Raw genomic sequence first — 19,770 nt, forward strand, 5'->3', positions numbered from 1 at the left:
TACTGCTTCCAATCATCGCGTTTGTTCAAATATAAGATTCATGAATTGAACTGATTATACCCGGCTTCGACAAAAGAAGTCAATAGGCAGATACAGACCATTTCTCCAGCGAGAAGCCGGGATCGGCGACCATATCCAGCGGAATTCCGCCTTCATGCTTCCATTTCACATAGGCCGCAGCCCCAATCATCGCTGCATTATCCGTGCAATACACCGGCGGCGGGATGATCAGCTCGATCCCTTCTGCGGCGCATCTCAAGGTCAGAGCTTCACGGAGGCCCTTGTTCGCAGCCACCCCTCCGCAGAGCAGAAGCTGCCCCGCGCTGAACTCACGTACGGCACGCACAGCCTTCTCGACCAGTACCTCGACGACAGATTCCTGGAAGCCGCGGGCAATTCCGGCCACATCCGGCTCCAGCCCCTTCATCTTACTCTGATTCACCGCGTTGAGCACCGCAGACTTCAGGCCGCTTAAGCTGAAGTCATACGAACCCGGCTCCAGCCACACACGCGGCAGCGGGAAGGCTTCTTCTGCTTCCCGCGCCAGCCGGTCCACATGGGGACCGCCCGGATAAGGAAAGCCCAGCGCCCGGGCCACTTTGTCGTAAGCTTCGCCGACAGCATCGTCCCGGGTGCGCCCGATGATCTTGAACTCGCCTTCCCGTTCCATCAGGACCAGCTCCGTATGACCGCCGGATACCACCAGCGTCATATTCGGATACTGCAGTTCCTTGACCAGCCGGTTGGCATAGATATGGCCGGCAATATGGTGGGTGCCGATGAGCGGCTTGCCCCAGGCCAGCGCCAGGCTTTTGGCCGCCACGACACCGACCAGCAGCGCCCCGACAAGCCCCGGGCCCTGGGTGACCGCGACTGCCGTCAGGTCCTGCGGCGAGATTGCCGCCGCGTTCATGGCTTCCTCAATAACCAGCGTGATCACCTCTACATGCTTGCGGGAGGCCACTTCAGGCACCACGCCGCCGAATGCCCGGTGTGTCTCAATCTGGCTGGAAATGATGTTTGATAACACCTCACGGCCATCCTTCACCACAGCTACCGATGTTTCGTCACAGCTGGTTTCAATTGCGAGTATATATACAGGCTTAAGTGCGCCCGTTTCGGTCTTCATTTCAAGTCCACGCCTCCTTCCGTCAAACCTTGCTCCCCATACTCCGGCAGATCCGCCCACATGATGAGCGCATCCTCGCGGTTGTCCGAATAGTAGCCCTTGCGGGTACCTGCAGGACGGAAGCCTTTTTTGCGATATAAATTCTGGGCCACCTCGTTCGAGACCCGCACTTCAAGGGTTATGGATTTCATCCCGAGATACGCCGCCGTCTTCATCAGCTCGTCCAGCAGCCGGTCTCCCCATTTACGTCCCCGGTAGGCCTCCAGCAGCGCAATATTCGTCACATGCGCCTCATCGACAATCGCCCACATCCCGGCGTAGCCGATGATATGCCCGGCCAGCTCCATTACCATATACTTAGCAAAATGATTATGGCTCAGCTCGTTGCGGAACGCTTCCTCCGTCCATGGCATCGTGAAGGCTTCGCGTTCAATCACAAGAATCTCAGGGATATCCTCAAGCCGCATCAGGCGAAAAACAAGCTCAGTCCCCTGATCTCTTCCTGGTACCGGTTCCGTCATCCTTGGTTCAGGCTCCCTTCACTGCTCCGGCGGAGATTAGCCTCTGCTTCGGTAAGCTGCGTATAGTTGGGAATCAATACGTGAATATCTGCGCATTCCTTATAGCTACCCGCTTCGGCTAAGAATCCGGTCCAGCGGCCTTCAAGCTCGTAAGGCATTGCCTGAACAATACCTGCTCCGGCTAGCGGGGCCAGCGATTCTGCACTTCCATGCAGTGCGGTGTCCCCGGTGAACCATAGTGTGCCCGGCAGCATGCCTTCCGCTGCAGCATCCTTCAGCCGTTCTCCTAGCTCCCGTACCCAGTCTCTCATCAGACGGATGGCATCCGGCGCCAGCCGCTGCGGAGGGTTGTCCCCGTCCGCTGCAAAAAGCGCAGTGTAGGCTTGTCCACGGCGCGCGTCGATCAGCGGGATGATCCAGTCCGGACCCGTTGTCCCGTTCGCGGACGTCACATCAGCCTGTCCGGATTCCTGCTGAAGAGCCGCGGCATGATAACCGCCCCACGCCAGCGCATGCAGGCTGGATACCCCGGTGACCGGCACGTTCCAGGCCCAGGCCAGCGTTTTGGCTGCAGTTACAGCAATCCTTGTCCCGGTATACGATCCCGGACCGACACCGACTGCAATACCGCCGATCATGTCTGCAGCCGTAGCCGAGGCCTGCAGCACCTGCTCAATGATCGGCAGCAGATGTACCGAGTGATTCCGTTCCCCGGAAGCATTCATCTCATGCAGCAGCTCCCCGTTCCCGGTCACTGCCACCCCCAGCACAGCCGTTGATGTATCCAGCGCCAAAAACCGCTTACGCGGCTCATTATTCAGATTCGTCATGTTTCTTTACCCCACTTCTGGATCAGTGCCCGGCACACTCCGCCATAAGGCTCCCCGATTCCGGTTACCGTAATCTCCCGCTTCTCCGGGCCGGCTGACTTCAGCTCTATATGCAAATGCCGCGGCGGCATCAGGTCCGTAATGATACTGCTCCACTCCACCAGACTTACTCCCTGGCCGTAGAAATACTCTTCCAGCCCCAGCTCATCCGCTTCCTGGAGGGAAATCCGGTATACATCCATATGATACAGCGGCAGACGGCCCTCATACTCTTTGATAATTGTAAAAGTAGGGCTGTTCACAATCCCCTCCACACCTAAGTGGCGGGCGTAGCACTGTGAGAACGCGGTTTTGCCCGCGCCCAGATCCCCGTCCAGGCCGATCACCATCCCCGGCTCCGACACGGCTGCGATGGCGGCTGCAAGCGCCTCAGTGTCCTGAAGGCTGGAGGAACGGTAAGTAAACACCGTTTCAATATTATTGTCCAAAACTGCAACTACCACCTTTTAGAAAATATAAGAAGGGATATGTTTTACGCTATATTTTATCCTTCTATTTCTCGCTGAAACGGGTACCGTCCTTCAAGGACGGCGTAGCCGTTTCTACTTGATATCCCTTAACGGTTAACAATACTTTTAATTATATCGGTATGATACTTGCACCGCAACAGGCCGCTGTTATCTGTATAAGGAGCCAGTGTACAAAGCAAGCTGCACGGATTTTTATTATGTAGCCTTCCCTCCGGCTGCAGGAACTTCAGCTCCTCCGCGCCGCTTCACTGTCCCGGAAGGCGCTTCTCCCGGATGCCGGGAGAACAGACTGTGCAGCGCCATGCCGGCAATAATTACCGCAATCCCAACCCATGATAGGAGGGAAGGCAGCGGGGAAGCCAGAATCAGCATCTCACCCAGCAGGGCAAACAGCACCTCCAGGGACTGGGTCGCTTCAACTGCCGCCAGACCGCTCATGCTGCCCCAGACCATATCCGTAGCCCGGAAGAAGAGTACGGTAGCCACTATTCCCGAAGATAGGGCAACGATCACGGACTGACCCGCTTGCGAGGGCGACGGCAGGCCCGCATCTGCCAGGCCATATAATGCGACTGCCAGCCAGAAGGGGAGGCTGGCCAGCGTCATGCCGAGAATCCGCTGGAACACATCCAGCCGGTCTCCGCAGAGCTCCATCGTCTTGCGGTTGCCGAGCGGATAGGCGAATGAAGCAATAAGTACCGGAATAATGCCCAGCAGCAGCTGGGCTGGAGTCAGCTGGCGCGCATGTTCCACTTGAAGCAGCGCTACTCCGGCCAGAATGATCAGGGACAGGAGCAGCCCGCGGAGCGGGATTTTACCTCTTATGTATACAGAACCGGATGAGCCGCTCACCCATTGTCCGAAGAATGGAGCGAGCAGCGATCCCGAGATAATCGTGATCTGCCAGGTCCCTGCTGTCAGCCAGCCGGGTGCATACGCAGCCGCGAAGCAAATAGGCGCATAGAACAGGCCGAAACCGACCGTCCCCCACAACAGCCAGGCCCCCGGGCGTTCTCTCATCGCAGACAGCAGTGGCCTCAGCCGCCCTCTTCCGGCCACAAGGGCCAGCAGAAACGGCAGGGTAAAGAAATAACGCAGCGAGGCGCTCCAGGCCCAGCTTCCTCCCGCAAGCTCCATCCTACGGTTAAGCACAAACGTTACCGCAAAAAACAGCGCCGAACAGACGCCAAGCAAAATGGGACGCACGCCTATCATCTCTTTTCGTCAAAATTCTTCCCCCAAATATAGGGGGTTATGGCGCATTCCGTCAACCTTTGTGTCAGCTCTAATATGATCTTTTTACCGGAATGACGCTCTGGCCAATTTCTGGCGGATTTAAAGAGACATCCCCCTTTATGTTCACCAACCAGCCCCCTCCAGCGCATTGTATTCAGTTTTTCACATACATTTGGCTCGGTTACCTTCGCATTAGCACATTGTACTCGGTTTTTCGCATACGTTTGGCTCGGTTCGCCGTAGCAACTTGCTCATCACATAATTTCTAAACTACAAAAAAACCGGCTGATTGGATACCTCCTCAACCGGTTTTATATACTCTTATTTTCTGCCTTATCCGTTCTTGTTCGTTCCTATCCGTCCTTTTCTCTACCTCATCCGGCCTCTGCCTAGGTAGGCATCAACCTACCCTAGCTTCCCTGCTCCTCCAGCCGGTCTACACCAACGGTCCGTGTATTATCAGGCCGCGAGCCTACTTGTACAGTCGCCATGCCATTATCGGCATCCACATGCTCAATCCATACCGGTTCACCATCGAGATGGACAGCAATCCTATCCTTGGAGGCATAAATATCCCCCGCACGTTTCACATCCATTTTGTCGCCTCCCTATTCATCCTCATCTTCTGCAGAAAGTTCGCCGATGGTCGCATCAGCATCCAGCAGTCCGGCTTCGCCGTACAGCGCCTCTTCCCCGGGCTCCGCAATAATGCTCTCCCAATCGACAGCCTCCGCCGGGATATCCTGCTCGGACAGGACGTCGCTCCAGTTGTTCCGCTCTTTTTCCATGACGGCCTCCCTTTGCATGACTATCCAGCAATGACCAGCAATGAATGTCTCATTCACTGTGCAATGCGTATGCTGAACGGCTTTATTTTTTCCCATGAATCGCAAATAATGCATCCGGCTAGAAAAAGCCCCAGCGCGTCATACTAACCCATATAGATCGTGAACTCATGATACAGCAATTATAAACAGCACTTATACTCAGGAGGCGATTCTCATGCATACCGTTTGGAAAGGAGCCATCAGTTTCGGGCTTGTGCATGTTCCGGTCAAAATGTTCTCTGCTACGGAGGACAAGGACATCTCGCTGCGTTACATCCATAAAGAATGCGGAAGTCCGCTTTCCTATGTGCGTAAATGCCCCGTGTGCGAGAAGGAAGTGGCCTGGGAAGAGATCGGCAAGGGTTACGAATATGAGAAGGGCAAGTTTGTTTTGTTCGATAAGGAAGAGCTGGATCAGTTAACCGAGGAGAGCAGCAAGAGCATTACGATTCTGGATTTTGTGGATTTGACGGAGATCGACCCGATTTATTTCCAAAAAACCTATTACCTGTCTCCCGATCAGGCCGGCGCCAACGCCTACCGTCTGCTCATGGAGGCGATGCGCCAGACCGGCAAAATCGGGATCGCCAAAATCTCCATCCGCTCCAAAAGCAGTCTGGCTGCGATCCGCGTCCTCGCCGACTGCCTGGCGATTGAAACCATTTATTACCCGGACGAAGTCCGTCCGGTATCGCAGGTACCCGGTCTGCCGGAGCCGGGGACCGTGAACGACAAAGAGCTGGATATGGCCAAGGTGCTGATCTCTCAGCTGTCCACACCGTTTGAACCCGCTAAATACACGGACGATTACCGCCAGCGGATGCTTGACTTGATCACGCACAAGATCGCCGGTGAGGAATTCCATATTGCTCCGGCGCGCCAGGAGAACAATGTGATCGATCTGATGGCTGCCCTGCAGGCCAGTATCGAAGCAGTACAGCATATTCCGTCCGACCCCGGACCTTCACTGTCCGGCACAGGCAAGAAGCCACGGACGGCTGCGGGCGGCAAGAAAAAACCGGCACAGGCCACAGCCTCCGGAACCCCTGCCCCTGAACCGGCAGTGCCGGCAGGTAACGAGGCAACAGGGCCGATTCCGGTCATCGCTCCGAAGCCGAAACGCCGGACGGCCAAGAGCAAGGTAACCGGTGCCTAGGAGCAGGTCATCCGCGCCTCCAGTTATAGGCGGTCCGCTTACGCTGCAGCCGATTATTCCATTCGAGCCCGTGCTGGCCTCCAGGCTCCCGGAGGGCGAGGAGTGGATCGCCCAGATCAAATGGGATGGCGTGCGGATGCTCTCCTATTCCGATGGAAGCCATGCCGAGCTGATCAACCGGCGGGGCAACCGGCGCACGCTGCAGTATCCTGAGCTTGCCAGACCGGAGGCGTATTGCCGGGCCGGTTCGGTCATTCTCGATGGCGAGATTATTGCACTCAGCGGCGGCAAGCCCTCCTTCCATGAGGTGATGCGGCGGGACAGCCTGAAGAATGAAGCAGCGATCCGGGCGGTAAGTCCGCAGGTACCGGTGCTCTATATGGTCTTCGATATCCTGTACTGCAATGGCATTTTGCTGCTGGACCAGCCGTTGTCCCGGCGGCAGCAGATGTTAAGTGAAATGCTGCTGCCGCATCCCCATGTGCAGAATGTGCCAAGCTACCATCAGCCCGCACAGCTGTACGCTGCCGCTCTGAAGGGCGGGCTGGAGGGGATTGTATGCAAAGAGCTCACCAGTACCTATGCCCCGGGAGGCAAAGACAAGCGCTGGCAGAAATGCAAAATTATCTCCGATGTCACTGCTGTAGCCGGCGGCGTCACCTTCCGTGACGGTCTGGTTAACGCCCTGCTCTTCGGACTATATGATGATGCGGGCAAGCTGCACTATATCGGCCATGCAGGAGCAGGCAAAATGACCGTACAGGACTGGCGGAATTTGACCGCACAGATCAGCGGCCTGATCACAGAGCAGATGCCTTTTGCAGAGCTGCCCCAGCGCAGTAAAGGGTCGGTCTGGATTAAGCCTGAGCTGGTGTTCAAGCTGCACTATCTGGAATGGAATACTTCCGGAACCTTCCGCCAGCCGGTTATACAGTCCCAGGTAGAGCTCCCTCCGCTATCCTGCCGCATGGACCAGAGAACACAGACGTAGTAACGGGATCACCGGGCCTGATCCTTCCCTGACTAAGCCTCGCCTTATCTTAGCTCGTATAACTCTATACAAGGAGGATACCGCATGCCGAAGACGATCAGAGGCTCCATTACCGCAGGCGGACATGAGATCGGAATTACGAACCCGGATAAGCTGCTATGGCCCGAACGCGGCATCACCAAGCAGATATATTTGCTTAAGCTGGCCGCACTCTCTCCTTATCTGCTGCGCTACTGCCAGGGACGGCTACTCACGGTAATCCGCTACCCTCATGGTGTTCCGGGGATGTCCTTTTACCAGAAGAATGCCCCCGAGCCGCTGCCGGAATTCGTGCATACAGCAACTCATGAGAATATTACCTATATTGTGCTGCAGGGGCTCCCGGAGCTGCTCTGGCTCGGCAATCTGGCCGCGCTCGAATTCCATCCCTCGCTGCATTATGCGGGCAGTGAGCTCCCCTGCGAATGGATGATTGATCTGGACCCTTCGCTTGAGGTCGAGCCGCGCATTATGGAGGCAGCCGCTACGGTAGGCGAAGTACTGAGGTCACTGGGGCTGGCCTCTGTGCCCAAGACCTCGGGTGCCACCGGAGTGCAGATCATTGTTCCGGTGGAGCCGGGAGTCACCTTCGACGGCCTGCGCCGGGTAGGTCATTTCGTCGGCCGCTATGTCACGGAGAAGCGTCCCGACCTGTTCACGTTGGAGCGCCTGAAGAAAAACCGCGGGGACAAAATCTATTTCGATTACCTCCAGCATTACGGCGGCAAAACTCTCGCTGCCCCATACACCCCGCGGGCCCGTCCGCTGGCAACAGTCTCAACGCCCCTCCTGTGGGAGGAAGTGCAGCGTAACGTCAAGCCTACCGATTACCATCTGCTGAACATTGAGGAGCGTCTGGCCCGGATGGGCGATCTTATCGCCAAGGTCCCTCCGCAGCGGGTGGGTGATATTATTGCCAAGCTGCCCTGAGAATGGCCCTGAAGACAGCAATAAGCCCGCAGTTACCTATACTCTAGGCTGCGGGCTTATTTGGCGTCCAGCATATGGACAGAAGGTATTATATATGAGAATACGGCGCAGCAAGCAAGGACCGCCGCATTGATTACTCTGACGTTCGTAAATATACCTTCCTTCGGAAGCGCTCCGGTTATACCGTACCCGCTAATGGATTGCTTTTTTCTTAAATCGGCCGCCTTTGACATCATGGATATTGCCGATCGCGATGAATGCGTCAGAATCCCAATCTTCTACAATGGACTTAAGCTTTGCTTCTTCCAAACGGGTAATGACTACAAAGATAACTTTCTTGTTATCGCCGGAGAATCCGCCTTCACCATCCAGATACGTTACTCCACGTCCCAGACGCTCCGTCAATGCTTCACCGATATCACGGAATTTATCACTGATAATCCATACCGATTTCGATTGATCCAGACCTTCCAATGTAATATCGATCAGTTTAAAAGCAATATAATAGGCAATCAGTGAAAACATGGCATTATTCCAGCCAAAAACGAAGCCCGCGCTGGAAAGAATAAACAGGTTAAAGAACATTACAACTTCTCCCACAGAGAACGGAAGCCTCTTGGACACAAGGATGGCCACAATTTCTGTACCATCAAGCGATCCGCCATAACGTACAACGAGTCCAACCCCTACTCCGAGAATTACCCCTCCGAATACTGCGGCAAGCAGCGGTTCAACCGTAATCGGATTTACAGGATGGAGCAATTGAGTACCGATGGACATCACAACTACCGCAAATAAAGTAGATAAGGCAAAGGTCTTACCAATCTGCTTATAACCAATTACCAGAAACGGCAGGTTAAGCAGTGTCAATAAAATACCCAGAGGTATATTGAAAATATGGGACAACATAATAGAAATACCGGTTATTCCGCCGTCAATCAACTCATTGGGAACAAGAAAAATCTCAAGCGCAACAGACATCATGGCCGCTCCGATGATAATCATCACAATCCGCTGAGCCAGCTTCGCTGTCTTGAAAGCCCCTGATTTCTGAGGCTTCTTCTGTTCCTCACTCGTAAAGATTTGTTGGCTTACAGTCATAGAACTCCCCCTATAAATAGTATATCTAAGAAGTATACGAAAGCAGACTTCACAGCTAGGCTTTCTCCCCTTTGCTTCTTATATTCCTATTATATCATAAAGGAAGCTCAAATAACGCATGGAACATGATATAACCTTCGAAAAACGATGCTTACTTCATATTTAACGTCATAAAAGCGGTGATAAGAGCTGACAAAGCCCCTCAATCAATTTGACATTATGCGCTCTCTTCATAAACTTTTTGGGATCGATGAATTCGCTGTGCTTCAGGTCTTGTCTGAAGTCCTCTGCCAGTTCCGCAATGATCGCCGGACGGAGCAGAACAGCCGTCAGTTCAAAGTTGGAATAGAAGCTGCGCATGTCCAGATTCGCACTGCCTACCGTTGCAAGTACATCATCAATAATCATAACTTTCGCGTGCATGAAGCCTCTTGTATAGCAGTAGAACTTCACTCCGGCATCCTGCAGATTCTCCAGGTAAGACAGGGTTGCCTTATACACCAGCTTGTTGTCCGGCTTCGCCGGGATAATGATCCTCACATCCACTCCGCTGAGCACCGCATTCTTGAGCGCCCGGCAGATGGCAGGGTCCGGAATGAAATACGGGGAGGTCAGCCAGATGCGCTCCTTCGCCGCACAGAGTGAAGCGAAAAACATCTCCTGTGTGGCATCAATTGCCCCATCGGGCCCGCTGGCAACAATCTGTACAGCATCCGGTCCGCTGCAGGCATGAGCAGGAAAAAAACGCGGATGGCTCATACTGTCACCGGCTGCCAGTCTCCAGTCTTTGAGAAACACATATTGCAGATGATATACAGCATCCCCTTCAAGACGAAGATGCGTATCTCTCCAATAGCCCATCTTGGAGTCTTTTCCCAGATAATCATCCCCTACATTCATTCCCCCGGTGAAGCCGGTCAGCCCGTCGACCACGAGTATCTTGCGGTGATTGCGGTAATTGAAGCGGCGGTCCAGCAGCGAAGTAAGCGGAGGCAGAAAAAAGTGAACCTGCGCCCCTGCATTCTTGAGCGTATTCACGAATCTCCGGCTCAGCTGATGACTCCCAAGCCCATCACAAAGCAGACGCACCCTAACCCCCTGACGCGCCTTGTGGATCATAATCTCCTGAAACTGCCTGCCAATATCATCATCCCGGAAAATATAAAATTCCATGTGGATATGCTCTTGCGCATTCTCCATCACATCCAGCATCGCCTTATAGGCATCTCCGGCATTATTGAGCACCTGACATTGATTATGGCTTGTAATGTGACTTTCTGACAGGCCTGATAGCAAATGCAGCAGCTCCTTACGGTTCTCAAAACCCGGATTCCCGGTATCTGCCGTGCTTTTGACGATATGGATTTTGCCGGCAACATGGGCGCGGATCTCCCTCAGCAGAGACACACACCGTTTACCAAGCTTCCGGCTCTGCCAATAATCCCGCCCGAGGAAATAATAGAACAGCAGCCCCAGCGGCGGACAGCAGAAGGTAATGATTATCCAGGCCAGTGCCCTCTGCGGACGGCGGAACTCCGATATAACGATAATGGCAATCTGTATGATAAAAAGACATAAGATAACAGCGAATATCCTCATTCCGGGCCTCCTAAAAGTTATGTTATTGAAGATGATCTACTACAGGTCTTGCCGTAACTCACCTTCTTTATTCAAACAAACCGTTGTCATGTTCGCCAGAGGAATGGAATACATAGAGTAGTAGGACGAATCGGATGAGCCCGCGATATAGCAATGCTGGATTCACTCAGTTCATACCACGCGGCTGCTAAAGGCCGCAGGAAGGAGACGTTATGAAGAGTCAGCCCGATCATAAAAAGATTACGCTGCTCGTCGTCCGTGAGGCCGGACGGCCGGTCAGACAGCTGCAGCTGTCCAAGCCGCTTGCCTTCGCCCTGCCTGCTGCGGCTGCCCTTTCCCTCTCCAGTCTGGTCACCTCTATGCATATTCATGCCTCCCAGTCCATTTCTGAGCTGGAGGCCGAAGCTGCAGCACTATCGTTGACGAATATCCGGATGGAGCTTAAGGTTGCCGACAAGGACCAGGCGCTGCTGCAGCTCCGCAGCCAGGTGACCGAGCTCTCGGAGGAAGCCCAGACCATCAAAGAGAAGCTGAAGAGTGTCTCTGAACTGGAGCAGCAGCTGCAGTCGCTGATTGAGCAAGAGACGACCTCTTCTTCCGGTACAGACGACAATGAACCCACAGCCTCTGCAGCTTCTGCTGCAAGCAGCCGGCCGTTCATTGCTGCATCAGCCAAAGTGGCTGCAAGCGGGACTACGGGAGACGTCAAGGGAACCATAGGCCGTTCAAGTACGACCTTGTTCCTTGCAGAACCTTCATCAGACTCATCTGCCGGTACTCTGTCTGCAGTTGATTTCCGTTTCGGTGTAGTTACCGCTGCATTAGGAAGTACAGTCCCCCCCCAGGTTGGCGGGGAGTACATCGCTGTGTATGCCAATGACCCGCTGGAGCTGGTTCAGGAAACAAGAGACGACTACGAAGAAATAAAAACGATGCTGAACGAAATGGTCAGCCGTATCTCCACTACGATTACAGAGGCCGAAAAAGCCAATACTCTGGAAGCTAACCTGCAAGCCAAGAAGGCACATGAAGAAAAAGCGAGACTGGCCCCGGCTGTTCTATGGCCCACAGGCTCGAAGGTGATCACCTCCAGCTTCGGTTATCGTTCCGATCCCTTCAAGGGTGTCTCCGCCTACCACTCTGGAATCGACATTGCCGGCCGCATCGGTGACCCTGTATACGCAGCGATGGAAGGTGTGGTCACCTCTGCCGACCAGCTGGGCGCCAGAGGCAAATATATCATTATCAAACATGCGAACGGGCTGGAAACCTGGTATATGCATTTGAACGGCATGGTGGTCTCGCCCGGTGACAAGGTCAGCAAAGGGGAGCAAATTGGCATGCTCGGCAACACCGGACGCAGCACGGGTCCCCATCTCCATTTCCAGGTTGTGAAGCAGAATAAGCCGGTGAATCCGTTGAATTATGTTAAACCTTAAGAATACAAGGAGGAATGCAGGCATGTGGAACAAACGTAGACAAAGTGCTCCCTATAAATCGACCGATTCACTTATCGGACATGGAGGCACACTTGAAGGTAAAGTCCATTGCGATACCAATCTGCGGATTGAAGGGAATTTCAGCGGGGAAATCCTGTGTCAGGGGACAGTTACGATCGGTGAACAGGGAACCGTTCACTCCAGCATTAAGGCACAGGAGATTATTATCGCCGGCAAGGTCTACGGCAACGTGACCGCTGATCAGAAGCTGATCATGACCGAAACCGGACAGCTGCACGGTAATATTGCGGCCGGTGCGCTGAGTATTATGGAAGGCAGCGTGCTGAACGGATCTGTGTCCATGGCCGAACAGCCCGCCACAAAGACAGCGGGCGGGCTTCAGGCAGGTGATTCTGCGGACAAGGCAGGTGAGCGGGGTTCCCATAAACAGAACAAATTGGAAGCAGGCTGAGCGGGCATAACCCCGCATATGCTTGCTTCCAGTCCTTGTACAGCCTTGTACCACATTAAGCAGCTACATCTCTTTTACGGAATACAATCCATGAGACGAGCATGAAAATAACGTAATACACCGCGAGGACAGCAATCGCGAACCCTAATGTAGCGCCTCCGGGGCCGGTGTCCGACAGCAGATAGCCGCTTAGATTCATATGGGCAAAAATCAGATAGTTGGCCCACTCATACCGTTCCGGGCTGAAGATGGCGATAAAGATATCTTTGGTGAACATGATGGACAGCGACAGTACAATTGCAAGGCCGCTGGAACGGAATACGCTGGAGATCATAAAGGCAATGGCTGCTGTGAGAAACAGCTCAATGTAGGCGCACATAATCGTCAGAAAAACGTATTCTCCCTGGCTCCAGTCCATCGTCGGGCCCCCTAACGAATCCACGGCTGAGGACGAGAAGATCAGGGCTGAGCCATAACCAAACACGATCAGCAGTAGAGTGCTGAACAAGCTGAAGAGCACCATCGATATATATTTCGAGAGCAGGATTTTGGAGCGGCTCCAAGGGCGGATCAGCAGCAGCTTAATCGTTCCCCAGGTGAATTCGCCCGCAACGGAGTCAGCAGCCACCAGGGCTGTGAAGATGGTATTCAGGAAAAAAGCAATTGCTACGGTAGTCTGGAAGCTGTCCCATAACCCGATCGTTACCTCATTGCCCCCACTGGTGAAATGGATTAGCGCCGGAAACAGCGCACTCATAACCGCCAGAATGAACAGCATAATCCATGTCCGCAGACGTCTGTAAATTTTGATATTCTCATTATGTATGAGAGCAGCGAACTCACCCAATGCCTTCACCTCCTGTAATCTCCAAGAATTGATCTTCCAATGACCGGAACAGCGGCTTGATGCTGTACACCTTAATTCCGCCGGCCACCAGCTTCGCGTTGAGCTCGGCAATTTCCTCCCGCACCGCCTCTACAGCAATACCCCCGTCCTTCACCACGCCACGGCCCATCAGTTCCAGCGCAGCTTCAGGCTGATCCACTTCGAACAGGGTCTCACCCACCGGCACCATCACATTGCCTACAGCTTTAAGCTGTTTCACTTCGATCAGGCGGCCGTTCTGGATAATCGCTACACTATCACACATGAGTTCCATTTCAGCGAGCAAATGACTGGAGACAAAAACAGTAGTACCTTCCTTCTGGCACAGCAGGCGCAGATAATCGCGCAGCTCGCGGATGCCCTGCGGGTCCAGCCCGTTAGTCGGCTCATCGAGAATCAGCAGCTTCGGCCGGTGCAGCAGTGCCTGGGCCACACCCAGCCGCTGGCGCATCCCCAGAGAATAGGTCTTAACCTTGTCGTTGATTCTCTGGCCGAGACCTACCAGTTCTACTACTTCATTAATCCGCTCCTTAGTCACACCGGGGACCATGCGGGCATACTGGCGCAGGTTCTGGTATCCGGTAAGAAACTTGTACATTTCCGGATTCTCCACAATAGCCCCTACATTCGCTATCGCCTCTTCAAAATGATCTTTAATACTGCGTCCGCAGATGAGTATATCCCCGCGGCTAATGGAGATGAGACCTACCATCATGCGGATGGTAGTTGTTTTACCGGCACCGTTCGGGCCCAGGAATCCGAAGATTTGCCCGGGCGGAATATCGAGGGTCAAGTCGTTGATCAGCGTTTTGGAGCCGATCTTTTTGGTAACCCCCATCAGGCTGGCCACAGGTTTCACAACTTCTGCCGTATTCGGCATAACTTCACTTCCTTTCGTCGGTTTGGATGAAACGGGCTATCTTTTTACTTAAAGTGTCCGTCGTAACTGCGGGGAATGTTTGGACTTCCGGCCGCTGTTGTCTGCAGATTTCTTGATTCATACCGCTTTTGCGGTGGAAATCCGCAGACAAAGGCGGACGCTACCGCTCCTACAGTTCCAAACTTCCCCTCCGCTACTTTCACCTTAGTGTAAAACAAAAACCCATTTCATACATTTTTATATTCTACCACAACTTTCCTTTTTCCTGAAAACCGGAAAAATATGCAGTAATAGTAAAAGGGACAGTATCCCTTCGGCATACGAAGAGGATACTGTCCCTTTGGTCGTGAGACATATTATGTTGAACTAGTCGGGTACGGATGCTCAATCATTAGCGATTAACAGCGGTGAATTGGGCTATCTATACGGACTGGCTGTTCGTTATTAATTACTACTGCCACTTATAATTAGCCGCCGACACGGGCAAGCTCACGCATATTCGCCTCAAAAGCAGCCATCAGGGCAGCTTCGCCGGTCAGGCCATTCTGCTCCACCTTGCGGATCTGTTCCATCATCCGTTTGTAATCCTTCGGAATGACACGGGCAAACTTCGGCAGGGCCTGATCCCATGAATCGAGAATCGTTCTGCCCGCATTGCTGTCTGTAAGCTCGGTATGACGGGTAATCAGGCCATGCAGCTCAGCGATTTCATCCGCCTCCTCCACACGCTCCAGCAATACCATTTCCAGGTTACAGCGTTTGATGAACGTGCTGTCCGGATCATATACATAGGCGATACCGCCTGACATCCCTGCCGCAAAGTTGCGGCCCGTTTCACCCAGAACAACTACACGGCCGCCAGTCATGTATTCGCAGCCGTGGTCACCCACGCCTTCAACGACTACATTCGCCCCGGAGTTGCGGACTGCGAAGCGTTCACCGGCGATACCGCTGACATAAGCTTCGCCGCCAGTTGCTCCATACAGCGCCGTATTTCCGATGATGATATTATCTTCTGCCGCAAAGGTTGCCTTGCGGGACGGTCTGATAATCAGCTTGCCCCCGGACAGCCCTTTGCCGACATAGTCATTGGAGTCGCCTTCGACCGTAATCGTGATGCCCTTCGGTACGAATGCGCCCAGACTTTGTCCGGCCGAGCCTGTGAAATACAGCTTGATGGTGTCATCCGGCAGACCTGCTGCGCCATATTTGCGCGTCAGCTCGCTGCCCAGAATCGTACCCACTGCACGGTTGACGTTCGTGATCGGCAGAGATGCTTCAACTGCTGTGCCGGATTCCAGTGCAGGAGCGGCAATATCGAGCAGGTGAGTCATATCCAGCGTTTCTTCCAGGCCATGATTCTGGTGTTTGCTGCGGAAGCGTGTGCTTCCTTCCGGCATAGCCGGTGTGTGCAGCAGGCTGCTCAGATCAACGCCCTGCTTCTTCCAGTGGGTCGAAGCCTGAACCGCATCCAGGCAATCCGTGCGGCCGACCATTTCCTCAATGGTACGGAAGCCAAGCTCTGCCATAATCTCACGCAGATCCTGTGCTACAAAGGTCATGAAGTTAACGACATGCTGCGGATCTCCCATGAAGTTCTTGCGCAGCTCCGGATTCTGCGTAGCAACGCCGACCGGGCAGGTATCCATCTGACACACACGCATCATGATACAGCCTACAGCTACCAGCGGTGCAGTAGCGAAGCCGTATTCTTCGGCGCCAAGCAGAACAGCTACTGCCAGATCACGCCCGCTGAGCATCTTGCCGTCTGTTTCCAGCACAACACGGTCGCGCAGATTGTTCAGCATCAGTGTCTGGTGCGTCTCAGCCAGACCCAGCTCCCAAGGAAGTCCGGCATGACGGATGGAGTTCATCGGTGAAGCACCGGTGCCGCCGTCATAGCCGCTGATCAGGATAATATCGGCACGGCCTTTGGCCACACCGGCGGCAATGGTACCTACGCCGACTTCGGATACAAGCTTAACGTTAATATTGGCACGAGGATTGGCATTCTTCAGATCATAGATCAGCTCCGCCAAATCCTCAATCGAGTAAATGTCATGATGTGGCGGCGGTGAGATCAGACCTACACCTGCTGTAGAGCCGCGGACTTCGGCAACCCAAGGATATACCTTGCGGCCTGGAAGCTGTCCGCCTTCACCCGGCTTGGCGCCTTGTGCCATCTTGATCTGGATCTCGTCGGCATTCACCAGATAGTTCGAGGTTACGCCGAACCGTCCCGATGCCACCTGCTTGATCGCACTGCGGCGGGAATCGCCGTTAGCGTCCGGAATGAAGCGCGCCGGATCTTCCCCGCCTTCACCGGTATTGCTCTTGCCGCCGATACGGTTCATGGCAATGGCCAGTGTCTCATGGGCTTCCTTGCTGATCGAGCCGAAGGACATGGCGCCGGTCTTGAAGCGTTTCATGATCGATTCCGCCGGTTCTACCTCGTCCAGCGGCACAGGTCCATTAGCCGGTTTGAACTGCAGCATCGAGCGTAGCGTCTGGTGTTTCTCGCTTTCGCCCTGAACAAGTGCCGCATATTTCTTGTACATCTCGTAATCTCCGCTGCGTACGGAATGCTGCAGCAGATGAATCGTCTGCGGGTTGAACAGATGCTCTTCCCCGTCACTCCGCCACTGGTATTCACCGCCGGAATCCAGCACCTTGTCATTACCGTCTTTGTCGGTGAAGGCGCGGTTATGGCTGGCAAGTGCTTCTAGAGCCACTTCCTCCAGGCCAATTCCCCCGATACGGGATGGTGTCCAGGTGAAGTAGCGGTCTACGAACTCCGAGTTCAGGCCTACAGCTTCAAAAATCTGTGCGCCGCGGTAGGATTGAATCGTGGAGATACCCATTTTGGACAGAATTTTGACAACACTCTTCGTAGCTGCCTTGATATAGTTCTTCACAGCCTTCTCATGCGAGATTCCGCGGAGCAGGCCTTGGCCGATCATATCATCCAGACTCTCGAAGGCCAGATAAGGGTTGACCGCACTGACACCATAACCAAGCAGAAGCGCATAATGATGAACTTCACGCGGTTCACCGGATTCCAGCAGGATACTGACCTTGGTCCGTGTTCCCGAGCGGATCAGATGGTGATGCAGGCTGGAGACAGCCAGCAGCGCCGGGATTGCAGCATTGTCGCGGTCTACCCCGCGGTCGGACAGAATAAGAATATTATGTCCTTTAGCCATAACGCGGTCTGCCGCCTCATTCATACGCTCCAGAGCGATACGCAGCCCTTCCGCCCCCAGCTCTGCCGGGAAGAGAATCGGAATGGACATCGATTTGAAGCCGGCACGGCGTACATGACGCAGCTTGGCGAAATCCTCGTTCGAGAGAATCGGAGAATCCAGCGAGATCTGACGACAGCTCTCCGGTTCTGCTTTGAGCAGATTGCGTTCAGGCCCGATCGTTGTTGCCGTGGACGTTACCAGTTCTTCACGGATCGCATCAATCGGCGGGTTGGTTACCTGGGCAAACATTTGTTTGAAGTAGTTGTAGAGCCGCTGCGGACGGTCAGACAATACCGCCAGCGGTGAATCATAACCCATGGACCCGACAGCCTCGGCACCTGTGGAAGCCATAGGCTCCAGCACCTTGCGCAGATCTTCAAAGGTATAACCGAACGACTGCTGAAGCTGCTGCACATTATCATGCTTCGGATTCGGCAGCTCCGGTGCCTCCGGAAGCTCATCCAGGCTGATCAGGTGCTCATCCAGCCAATCCTGATAAGGCTGCTCTGCAGCGATTTCAGCCTTGACCTCTTCATCAGAGATAATCCGTCCCTGCTTCGTATCCACGAGCAGCATACGGCCCGGTCTAAGGCGGTCTTTGTATAGTACATCCTCTGCCGGGATATCAAGGACTCCCGCTTCGGAGGACAGAATGATCAGATCATCTTTGGTGACATAATAACGCGCAGGACGAAGACCGTTACGGTCGAGGATCGCCCCGATTTGCACGCCGTCGGTGAAGCCCATAGCGGCAGGCCCGTCCCATGGCTCCATCAGGGTGCTGTGGAATTCATAGAAGGCTTTCTTCTTCTCATCCATGCTGTCATGATTGCTCCAAGGCTCAGGAACCATCATCATCGCAACATGCGGCAGGGAGCGTCCGCTCAGGTACAGGAACTCGAACGTATTATCGAACATCGCAGTATCGGAGCCGTCGGGGTTAACTACCGGCTTGATCTTGCCTAGATCCTCTCCGAACACTTCGCTCTTGAACAGTGACTGGCGGGCATGCATCCAGTTCACATTGCCGCGAAGGGTGTTGATTTCGCCATTGTGAATCATGAAGCGGTAAGGGTGGGCACGTTCCCAGCTTGGGAAGGTATTGGTACTGAACCGGGAGTGGACAAGCGCAATCGCCGACTCCAGCTTCTCATCCTGCAGATCCAGGTAGAACTGTCCTACCTGTACAGTAGTCAGCATGCCCTTGTATACGATCTTCTTGCAGGATAAACTCGGTACGTAGAAGGATTCACCCTCTTCTGCTCCGCCGTAGCGGATCGACAGCTCCGCACGTTTGCGGATCACGTACAGCTTGCGTTCAAAAGAAAGATCATCCTTAATTCCTTCAGAGCGGCCGATAAATACTTGCCGCACATAAGGCTTGGCAGCCTTGGCCGTCTTGCCGAGCATTTCGTCAAAGGTAGGCACATCGCGGTAGCCGAGCACCTGCTGGCCCTCTTCAGCGATAATCTCGCTCAGGAGCGCCTCATGGCGGGCCCGGATCTCCTCGTTATGAGACAGAAAGATCATGCCCACGCCGTAATGGCCCTGTTCCGGCAGCTCAAAGCCAAGCTTCGCTGCTTCGCCGGCAAAGAAACGGTGCGGAATCTGCAGCATAATGCCGGCTCCGTCACCAGAGTTCGGCTCGCTTCCCTGGCCTCCCCGATGCTCCATATTAAAGAGCATAGTCAGAGCATTGCTAACAATATCATGGGACGGTTTGCCTTTAATATGGGCAACAAATCCCATGCCGCAAGCGTCTTTTTCGAACTGAGGATCATAAAGGCCCTGTTTGCCGGGCAGTTCAGTGTGTCTCATCATACGCAACCTTTCTATTATAAAGTAGACGGAATTCCAGGAAAATTTTTCAGAGGAAAATCTTAATAATTATTCAAGCCAGATTGGTTATATTATTTTATCATCGACCTGACATGAGTGCAATTTAAACTTTTTTATGAG

General features: G+C 53.8%; 17 protein-coding genes. 5 read left to right on the forward strand and 12 right to left on the reverse strand.

The features are described from left to right. Positions 1–79 precede the first annotated feature (79 nt). The 7 genes from tsaD to MKX70_RS00380 form a co-directional block, all read right to left on the reverse strand. Positions 80–1,129: a tRNA (adenosine(37)-N6)-threonylcarbamoyltransferase complex transferase subunit TsaD gene (tsaD, locus tag MKX70_RS00350; RefSeq protein ID WP_340839337.1), complete on the reverse strand. Its 1,050-nt coding sequence runs from the start codon at positions 1,127–1,129 to the stop codon at positions 80–82. Then, the gene (gene rimI, locus MKX70_RS00355; RefSeq protein ID WP_042232968.1) at positions 1,126–1,650 is read right to left on the reverse strand and encodes a ribosomal protein S18-alanine N-acetyltransferase; all 525 of its coding nucleotides are present in this window, start codon (positions 1,648–1,650) and stop codon (positions 1,126–1,128) included. The genes tsaD and rimI overlap by 4 nt, the downstream gene beginning before the upstream one ends. Beyond that, a complete protein-coding gene (gene tsaB, locus MKX70_RS00360; protein ID WP_340839338.1) occupies positions 1,647–2,480 on the reverse strand; it encodes a tRNA (adenosine(37)-N6)-threonylcarbamoyltransferase complex dimerization subunit type 1 TsaB in 834 nt (277 codons plus the stop codon). Before tsaB ends, rimI begins: the two co-directional genes overlap by 4 nt. Next, positions 2,477–2,968, reverse strand: coding sequence for a tRNA (adenosine(37)-N6)-threonylcarbamoyltransferase complex ATPase subunit type 1 TsaE (tsaE, locus tag MKX70_RS00365; RefSeq protein WP_081956381.1), 492 nt, complete (start codon positions 2,966–2,968; stop codon positions 2,477–2,479). The genes tsaB and tsaE overlap by 4 nt, the downstream gene beginning before the upstream one ends. A gap of 237 nt (positions 2,969–3,205) precedes the next feature. Further along, positions 3,206–4,216, reverse strand: coding sequence for a DMT family transporter (locus MKX70_RS00370; protein WP_340839339.1), 1,011 nt, complete (start codon positions 4,214–4,216; stop codon positions 3,206–3,208). Between the two features lie 440 nt (positions 4,217–4,656). After that, positions 4,657–4,842 (reverse strand): H-type small acid-soluble spore protein, encoded by a 186-nt coding sequence (locus MKX70_RS00375; RefSeq protein ID WP_039302140.1) that lies wholly within the window; start codon positions 4,840–4,842, stop codon positions 4,657–4,659. 12 nt (positions 4,843–4,854) lie between these two features. Beyond that, a complete protein-coding gene (locus tag MKX70_RS00380; RefSeq protein ID WP_340789928.1) occupies positions 4,855–5,034 on the reverse strand; it encodes a hypothetical protein in 180 nt (59 codons plus the stop codon). 214 nt (positions 5,035–5,248) lie between these two features. On the opposite strand from MKX70_RS00380, the gene ku reads away from it, so the two are divergent. From ku to ligD, 3 genes are all read left to right on the forward strand, one after another. After that, positions 5,249–6,229 carry a non-homologous end joining protein Ku gene (gene ku, locus MKX70_RS00385; protein ID WP_042232957.1) on the forward strand — a complete coding sequence of 327 codons (981 nt, stop codon included), beginning with the start codon at positions 5,249–5,251 and terminating at the stop codon, positions 6,227–6,229. Then, positions 6,222–7,220, forward strand: a complete 999-nt coding sequence (locus MKX70_RS00390; protein WP_340839340.1) for an ATP-dependent DNA ligase — start codon at positions 6,222–6,224, stop codon at positions 7,218–7,220. Before ku ends, MKX70_RS00390 begins: the two co-directional genes overlap by 8 nt. Positions 7,221–7,304: 84 nt before the next feature. Then, positions 7,305–8,189 carry a non-homologous end-joining DNA ligase gene (gene ligD, locus MKX70_RS00395; RefSeq protein WP_042232955.1) on the forward strand — a complete coding sequence of 295 codons (885 nt, stop codon included), beginning with the start codon at positions 7,305–7,307 and terminating at the stop codon, positions 8,187–8,189. 192 nt (positions 8,190–8,381) lie between these two features. On the opposite strand, the gene MKX70_RS00400 is transcribed toward ligD, so the two are convergent. After that, positions 8,382–9,290 (reverse strand): YitT family protein, encoded by a 909-nt coding sequence (locus MKX70_RS00400; RefSeq protein WP_042232953.1) that lies wholly within the window; start codon positions 9,288–9,290, stop codon positions 8,382–8,384. Between the two features lie 168 nt (positions 9,291–9,458). After that, the gene (gene cls / locus MKX70_RS00405) at positions 9,459–10,889 is read right to left on the reverse strand and encodes a cardiolipin synthase (protein WP_042232951.1); all 1,431 of its coding nucleotides are present in this window, start codon (positions 10,887–10,889) and stop codon (positions 9,459–9,461) included. 212 nt (positions 10,890–11,101) lie between these two features. On the opposite strand from cls, the gene MKX70_RS00410 reads away from it, so the two are divergent. Continuing rightward, positions 11,102–12,328 carry a M23 family metallopeptidase gene (locus MKX70_RS00410; protein ID WP_340839341.1) on the forward strand — a complete coding sequence of 409 codons (1,227 nt, stop codon included), beginning with the start codon at positions 11,102–11,104 and terminating at the stop codon, positions 12,326–12,328. A 22-nt stretch (positions 12,329–12,350) separates the two neighbouring features. After that, entirely contained in the window at positions 12,351–12,800 is a 450-nt protein-coding gene (locus MKX70_RS00415) for a bactofilin family protein (RefSeq protein WP_340839342.1), read from the forward strand. Between the two features lie 55 nt (positions 12,801–12,855). On the opposite strand, the gene MKX70_RS00420 is transcribed toward MKX70_RS00415, so the two are convergent. The 3 genes from MKX70_RS00420 to gltB form a co-directional block, all read right to left on the reverse strand. After that, complete coding sequence (locus tag MKX70_RS00420) at positions 12,856–13,647, reverse strand: ABC transporter permease (protein WP_042232947.1); 792 nt, start codon at positions 13,645–13,647, stop codon at positions 12,856–12,858. Then, the gene (locus MKX70_RS00425) at positions 13,640–14,566 is read right to left on the reverse strand and encodes an ABC transporter ATP-binding protein (protein ID WP_042232945.1); all 927 of its coding nucleotides are present in this window, start codon (positions 14,564–14,566) and stop codon (positions 13,640–13,642) included. Before MKX70_RS00425 ends, MKX70_RS00420 begins: the two co-directional genes overlap by 8 nt. Before the next feature lie 467 nt (positions 14,567–15,033). Further along, positions 15,034–19,629 (reverse strand): glutamate synthase large subunit, encoded by a 4,596-nt coding sequence (gltB, locus tag MKX70_RS00430; RefSeq protein ID WP_340790264.1) that lies wholly within the window; start codon positions 19,627–19,629, stop codon positions 15,034–15,036. Positions 19,630–19,770 lie beyond the last annotated feature (141 nt).

This window comes from Paenibacillus sp. FSL R7-0312 (assembly GCF_038004445.1).
Classification (GTDB): domain Bacteria; phylum Bacillota; class Bacilli; order Paenibacillales; family Paenibacillaceae; genus Paenibacillus_AQ.